Origin of the sequence: Thalassobacillus devorans, from assembly GCF_011761345.1 — a bacterium.
GTDB lineage: Bacteria > Bacillota > Bacilli > Bacillales > Halobacillaceae > Thalassobacillus > Thalassobacillus devorans.
Window position 1 is genome coordinate 24,504 of record NZ_JAASRY010000012.1, and the last position, 6,898, is coordinate 31,401.

The 6,898-nt window shown below is 40.9% G+C and carries 8 protein-coding genes; 3 read left to right on the forward strand and 5 right to left on the reverse strand.

What is annotated here, in order from left to right; translation table 11 throughout:
• Nucleotides 1–54: 54 nt before the first annotated feature.
• The 3 genes from abc-f to FHS45_RS20040 all read right to left on the reverse strand — a co-directional run bounded on the left by abc-f (nucleotide 55) and on the right by FHS45_RS20040 (nucleotide 2,652).
• A complete protein-coding gene (gene abc-f / locus FHS45_RS20035; protein ID WP_062439046.1) occupies nucleotides 55–1,899 on the reverse strand; it encodes a ribosomal protection-like ABC-F family protein in 1,845 nt (614 codons plus the stop codon).
• A 93-nt stretch (nucleotides 1,900–1,992) separates the two neighbouring features.
• Nucleotides 1,993–2,121, reverse strand: coding sequence for an RAxF-45 family protein (locus FHS45_RS20405; RefSeq protein ID WP_258953955.1), 129 nt, complete (start codon nucleotides 2,119–2,121; stop codon nucleotides 1,993–1,995).
• Between the two features lie 66 nt (nucleotides 2,122–2,187).
• Nucleotides 2,188–2,652, reverse strand: a complete 465-nt coding sequence (locus FHS45_RS20040; protein ID WP_062439043.1) for a MarR family winged helix-turn-helix transcriptional regulator — start codon at nucleotides 2,650–2,652, stop codon at nucleotides 2,188–2,190.
• A gap of 162 nt (nucleotides 2,653–2,814) precedes the next feature.
• Here FHS45_RS20040 and FHS45_RS20045 point away from each other — a divergent pair, with 162 nt between their 5' ends.
• The gene (locus FHS45_RS20045) at nucleotides 2,815–3,426 is read left to right on the forward strand and encodes a class I SAM-dependent methyltransferase (RefSeq protein WP_062439041.1); all 612 of its coding nucleotides are present in this window, start codon (nucleotides 2,815–2,817) and stop codon (nucleotides 3,424–3,426) included.
• 58 nt (nucleotides 3,427–3,484) lie between these two features.
• Here FHS45_RS20045 and FHS45_RS20050 read toward each other — a convergent pair whose 3' ends face one another.
• On the reverse strand, nucleotides 3,485–3,871 hold the full coding sequence (locus FHS45_RS20050; protein ID WP_062439038.1) for a VOC family protein: 387 nt from the start codon (nucleotides 3,869–3,871) through the stop codon (nucleotides 3,485–3,487).
• A 145-nt stretch (nucleotides 3,872–4,016) separates the two neighbouring features.
• Here FHS45_RS20050 and FHS45_RS20055 point away from each other — a divergent pair, with 145 nt between their 5' ends.
• Nucleotides 4,017–4,235: a hypothetical protein gene (locus FHS45_RS20055; protein WP_062439036.1), complete on the forward strand. Its 219-nt coding sequence runs from the start codon at nucleotides 4,017–4,019 to the stop codon at nucleotides 4,233–4,235.
• Between the two features lie 166 nt (nucleotides 4,236–4,401).
• On the opposite strand, the gene FHS45_RS20060 is transcribed toward FHS45_RS20055, so the two are convergent.
• Nucleotides 4,402–5,292, reverse strand: a complete 891-nt coding sequence (locus tag FHS45_RS20060; protein WP_062439029.1) for a diacylglycerol/lipid kinase family protein — start codon at nucleotides 5,290–5,292, stop codon at nucleotides 4,402–4,404.
• A 399-nt stretch (nucleotides 5,293–5,691) separates the two neighbouring features.
• Between FHS45_RS20060 and FHS45_RS20065 the strand changes: the two genes are divergently transcribed.
• Entirely contained in the window at nucleotides 5,692–6,699 is a 1,008-nt protein-coding gene (locus FHS45_RS20065; RefSeq protein WP_062439142.1) for a C40 family peptidase, read from the forward strand.
• Nucleotides 6,700–6,898: the final 199 nt, after the last annotated feature.

Below are 6,898 nucleotides of genomic sequence, written 5' to 3' on the forward strand. Positions count from 1 at the left end.
AGTAAATTCTTTTTGAAAGGTTAACTATGATGTTTGTCACACATCTGTCACTTTTCAAACATTCATCCATTGCTCATAAAGGACAGTTATTTTTGCTTCCAGCCGCTCTTTTTGTTTATTGAGACTATCTCCTTCCTGCTGTTTGTGATTTTCTAATATCCGCTGTTCCACCTTCTCCAAATTTGCTTCTTCCAGCAGAATCAGCTGCTCATAATCTTTTACTTTTTCTCTTTGCATCTGCCTGATGTTAGAAGAATTTTCGCAGACTTCCTCCTTGGACGATTGCAGTTCTTTCCACTTTTGTTGTGTTTCTTGATAATTACCTGGATACCGGTGTAGGCGTCCATCCAGTAAATAGGCAGTCTCAGAGAAACATTGGTTGAGAAAATATCTGTCATGAGAGACACCGAGTACCGTTCCTGAGAACTCAATCAAGGCATCTTCCAGCACTTCTTGAGAATCGACATCCAAATGGTTTGTCGGCTCATCCAGCAATAACAGGTTAATACCCTGGTGCATAAAAACAGCAAGCTTCAGTCGCATCCGCTCTCCGCCACTTAACTGTTTCACTTTGTTAAAGACGGTATACCCGTAAAACATGAACTTCGCAAGGATTTGTCGGGCCTGCCCTTCGGTTACAATAACTTCGTTTCGGAAATAATCAATCACTCGCATATCTGGCGGCACATCTTGTAGAGGATGTTGCGGCAGATATCCTATCTTCAGTGAACTTCCACCTTGAATCACTCCGCTATCAGCTTCATCCAGACCTAACAGTAGTTTAATTAACGTCGATTTGCCACTGCCATTCGCGCCCACAATAGCCAGTCGGTCCTTATAGCGTAGATGAAGATCTACGCCTTTCAGAATTTCTCGCCCTTCAAAGCTTTTACGTACATTGGCTATCCGGAAAACATCCGTACCGCTCCGCCCGTCTGCTGTTAAGGAAAGGTTCATCTTTTTAGGGTCAATAAGCGGCTTCTCTTTCTTTTCCATTCGTTCCAAAGCTTTTTCCATGCTCTTAGCTTTTTTAAAAAGCTTTGGATTCGGAGGGTTGGCTTCATTTGCCCACTGCCTCAACCTCCTGATGGCTTCCTTCATTTTTTTGATTTTTTTCTGCTGCTCCTGGTATTGATGAAACTCCGCCAGCAGTTTCTCTTCTTTTTGCCGCTCAAATGCAGAGTAGTTTCCTGAATATCTGGTAATCTCACCAGCTTCGAGATCAGCAATTGCCTGTACAGTTTGATCTAAAAATTCACGGTCATGGGAAACTATACAGACAGCTCCATCATATTGATTCAAATAACTTTCCAGCCATTCAATCGCCAGAAGGTCAAGATGATTGGTCGGTTCATCCAAAAGCAGTACATCAGGCGCTGTTATTAATAATTTTGCCAGACCTATCTTAGTCTGTTCTCCTCCGCTTAACTGTGTGAAAGTCTGGTCCAATAACATTTCTACACCTAATCCAGTCGCCACTTTATTTATCGTGGCTTCCATTTCATAACCGCCTCTACGGGCGAATTCCTCTTGAAGCCGACCATACCTTTCCAAGGCCCGATCCATATCCTCCGCTTTTTGCATTTGCGCTTCTAATGCCTTCATTTCGTCGGCAATGTCTAATAAATAATCAAAGCTCGATTCTAAAAATTGTCTACCCGAACCTTGCCATTCCTCAGGTATTTGTTGCAAATAACCAATGGTCGTACCTTTACGGATAAATACATCCCCGCTATCTATTAGTTCTTCTGCTGTTATCAGTTTGAACAAAGTTGATTTTCCACTGCCATTGCGGCCGACCAACCCTACTTTTTCATATTCATTTAACTCGAAAGAAAGCTCCTCAAACAAGATGCTGCCACCCACTATTTTCTTGATATCTTTTAGTGTAATAATCATTTTTTTCCTCCTAAAGACAAAAAAAGCCAAAGGTCTCCAGACCTCTGACTTCTTCAGATAAGATTTGTCTATTCATCTGTCAGATATGGGACGCTATACATGTTCATTATTCAACTGTCTAAAAAAGGACACACTTGTCCCCTGGACAGCAGAATCATGAAAAAGCGCACGATTGATGTAAAGCAATTCACGATCAATCACACACTTCTGAGTGTATAGCATCGTCATACCTCCTTCGCCTTCAGGATTTTGAATTACTAATATTATATCTTAATTTTCTGAAAGAATCTAGCCCTTCAATTGATCGGCGTGCTTCCCAAGTTTTTTCAGCAGCTCAATTGCCTGTAGTTTCTCTTCTTCTGTCAATCCATCCGTGATTTGCTCAATTTGTTTCCAATGATCGGGAAAGATATCATTTAACATTTCTTCCCCTTTAGGAGTAATTGCAGCGTAGGTGATGCGGCGGTCGTTTGGACACGGAATTCTTTCTAAATACGCCTTCTTTTCTAACTTATCCACAACATAAGTGATACTTCCACTGGCCAATAATATCTTTTCTCCGATCTTTTGCAGCGGCTGTTCACCTTGATGATATAATAGTTCTAAAACACCGAATTCCGTAGCGTTAAGTCCGTAACGCTGGATATCTTTCTTTACAAGATCTTCTACAGATCGTTCTGCTTTTGATAATACGACGAATAGTTTTAAGGAAGGATCCTCTTTTTTCTGTCGGTATTGCGCTTTTTCGTCCATAAAGTTTCTTCCTTTCGTTAATATCTCGAATTTAAAATAATTATAAATCCCGTACGAATGCCTGTCAAATCGACGGTGTATTGGTTAAGACATGCCTTTTATGGCATAATTCTAAGAGAGCAATCTCTCATTCTTACATTTCTAGAAAGCGGTGAAAAGAAAGTGGTTGAAGATACTGGCGAACGTGTGATTCCAGAGTATATGAAACCATCTAACCGTATGCTGCTCGAACACATGGCACGTTATCAGTTTGCCATGCCATATGCAAGAGGCAGGGTATTGGATATATCTTGCGGAGCAGGTTACGGCACACACATGGTAGCAAAAGAACGAAAAAAGGAAGTCGATGAAGTGATCGGTGTGGATATTGATCCGGATATCATCGATTATGCGAAAGCAACTTATTATCACCCCAAGACGAAGTATCAGGTTATGGATGCTGTCGATTCGGAACTTCCCGAAAAACTAGGAACATTTGATACAATCTTAAGCTTTGAAACATATGAGCATATCAAGAATGAGGAACAGCTGTTAGCTAATTACTATAACTTGCTGAAGGAAGGCGGAACTTTGGTGGTTTCCACCCCTTTCGGTCAGGGAAGAGGTAAGCCAAGCAGTTCTCCCTTCCATATCCATCAATTGACCACAGAAGAATTCCAGGACTTATTTACTGATTATAGGTCGAAAGAATTCTTTTGCCAAAAAGGGGTTTTAATTGAGCCTCCACGTGATACAGTTCACTACCCCCTTGGAATTGCCGTCTCACATAAATAAGAGGAGTTCTCATCAAGAGAGCTCCTCTTATTTGTCTATTTCCTTCACTTCTTTAACTTTATGGTTGAACGGTGCCACAGATCATAACCACATTTTTATCAGGATCTTCGATATGGAACCAGCCGAAATCCCCGTGCTCCTCTATGTCACGCACAATCATTATACCTTTTTCTTTCACCCACTGGTAGCTTTTTGCAATGTCTGCTGAACAAAAGTTGAATACAGGGGTGCGTACTGGTTCAAAGTGATAATCCGGATCAAATGCATGATCATCCAGCGTCATATAAGTTTCCCCAGTAACCGGCATATTGTAAACCGGAGACTCTACCTCTTCTTCATAGAACGGAAGTCCCAACAGGTCACTGTACCAGGCTGCTGATTTCTTTAAATCCTGTGTATGTACGAACACCGCATGGATTTTCGCTCCGAAGCCACTTTCACTCATGAATATTTTATTACCTCCTTTATCTTTCTACTTCTGTTTCCTCATAAGTTAAGAAAATCCTTCCCATTACGTGCTTTATTTTTCCAAATACGCATAACCATTCTGATGAAATACAAACTAATCTTATGTCAGGAGGTGGATAAATATGGCCAAGAAGAGAAATCAGGTACAACAGAATGTCACGAGAACAGCTAAAACGATCAAGGATGGCGCTGATGCCGCATTTGATGCAGTTCAGGGAGCGACAGAAGCTGTCGAAAGTGCTGCTATGAACACCGTGGATAAGACAGCCGACGCCATCAACAAAGCTGCAGACGATGATAAGGAAGATGAGTCAGATCGACCAGTAAACACCTTTTTCTAAATTACAAAAGCGCAAGAACCTTGCTAATAATGACGTTCGACTAAAAACGGCACGTCCTGTGCGTCGGAGCTGGATGACACCCATCATCTAAAGTTATCCATCCACAAAAGAAAATTTTATAATTTCCTAGCTAAAAAACCGCACGAAACAATCGTGCGGTTCTCATTTATGCATGTAAAAATGTGAGATGGTTAGGAATCACTTCAATCGTAGACGGAGTCTCGTCATTGATTTCTCCATCCATATCCACTTGCTGTGGCGGGGAGGTGGTTATTTCTATCTTTTCTCCTTTTGTATACGATAACTCTTGAAAACTTTCCGTTTCAGCCCAAGGCTGGTCAATATTCATCAATTCTTTGAATAATGTCAGGTTTGAATTCTTGATGACCAGGACATCAAACAAACCATCCCCTGCATCTATCGATTCGATTGGGATCTGTCTCGTACCTAAAAACTTTCCGTTCATCACTAATACCATGATGGCTTCATCTTCTATTACTTCCCCATCAATTGTCAGCCGGAATGTAAATGGGTCGGCCTGATTGATTGTCTTCAAAGCACTGATGAAGTAGCTTAATACACCCAGCCGGCTTTTTTGGTCTTTATCAATATTAAAAGATGTTTCCGTCACTAGCCCTATCCCCCAGAAGTTGAGGAAATAGCATTCTTCCAGCTTTCCTACATCCACCGGTTGTTCCCTTCCATTCATTAAAGCTTCCGCTGCCTGATTCAAATTTTGTGGAATCTCTAATGTTCTGCTGAAATCATTGCTTGTGCCCCCAGGCAGAATTCCAATCACCGGGCGTCTGTTTAATTTGGAGATGGTATTGATACAAGCATGCACCGTTCCATCTCCTCCTAAAATCAACAGCAGATCTATCTTTTCCCCGTGCTTTTGACAGGCTTCTTGTGCTTCTTCAATCGAGTATGTCCCTAAGACTGTCAATTCTTTTATATCTTTTGCAAGTACAGGTAATGTTTGTGATAATTTCTGTTCAATATCGGCATTTCCGGCGTTACCGTTATATAGAAATAAGGCTTTATTATATCCAGGCATAGGTTTACCCTCGTTTCTCTAAAATCAGTTTACTGGCTTTCTGATTATATGATTACCTTTTACTCCCTTTTCAAAACTTGCCAACGATTTGGACAATATACGCTCCGACAGTTATTCTTGTTCTAATAAAGGTGCAGGGAATGACTCATAATAAAGAACTTTGTCAAAAACAAATACAAGGCGCCACGAGCTATGACAGCTCGTGGCGCCTTGCTAATTATGTAATAAACAATAATCCCAAATTATAATATACCCACTTCACATTTCATTTATGACCTTTGTAATCATATTGTAATTATACTGTAATGTTCTAATTGAGGAAGTTTATGGTACTATAAGTTTAGCAAAAATTGCTAGAAACTAACTAACCTTTTGGAGGTACAAATGAAAAACAACTTGATTAAGAAGGCAATCGTTACTACTAGCTTTGTGGGTGCACTTACAATCGGCGCAGGAGTCGCTGGTGCAGAAAGTGTGACAGTTCAATCTGGAGATTCATTATGGAAGTTTTCACAACAATATGGTGTTTCTATATATAAAATTAAACAATTGAACGGACTTTCTTCCGATATCATTCACCCGGGACAAACATTGCAAGTTTCTGAGAGTTCCAGCACAAGCAGTTCAAGCAGCTCATCTTCTAATGCGACTACATATACGGTCAAATCTGGAGATACGCTTTCTAAAATTGGGGCACAGTTCGGGGTTAATTACAGAGATATTATGAAGTGGAACAACATTTCCAGCCATATTATCTATGTTGGACAAACATTGAAGCTTGAAGGAACATCATCCAGCCAATCTACCAGCACGGATTCTTCATCTTCCAACACATCCAGCAGCAGTTCAACTTACACGGTTAAATCTGGTGACTATCTATCAAAGATCGCTTCTCAATATGGCGTCAGCTACCGTGACATCATGAAGTGGAACAACTTGAACAGCACAATCATCCATGTCGGTCAAAAATTAAGCATCAATGGATCAAGCTCAACACCGACTCAAACGTCTACCAGCAGTTCAAGCAGCAGTACAACACAAACAAGCACTAGCTCAAACACTTCGGGTTTGATTTCTACTGCTAAGCAATATATTGGTACACCATACGTATGGGGAGGCACTTCTCCAAGCGGCTTCGACTGCAGTGGGTATTTGAACTATGTATTTGCTAAAAATGGCACTAACCTGCCAAGAACAGTAGCTCAAATCCATAGTGTTGGTAAATCTGTAAACAGTCCTTCTGCAGGCGACCTAGTATTCTTTGAAACTTATAAAGCTGGTCCTTCCCATGCAGGAATCTACCTTGGAAATGGACAATTCATCCATTCTGGAAGCAGCGGTGTAACCATCTCTGATATGAATATTTCCTACTGGAAGTCACGTTATCTAGGGGCTAAATCTTACTAATAACAAACAGTTATAAGTCTGATACCCTTATGAGGGGATCATTAAACCAAAAAGGGGCTGTCCCAAAAGTCCTCTTTAAAATGAAAAAACCACGAAGAAATTGATTTTTCTTCGTGGTTTTTTCATTGTGAGCTTATTTCCTCCCCGAAACAGCCGGATCAACTCCGCCTGTTTCAGGAAGTTGTGGGCCATGGCGACC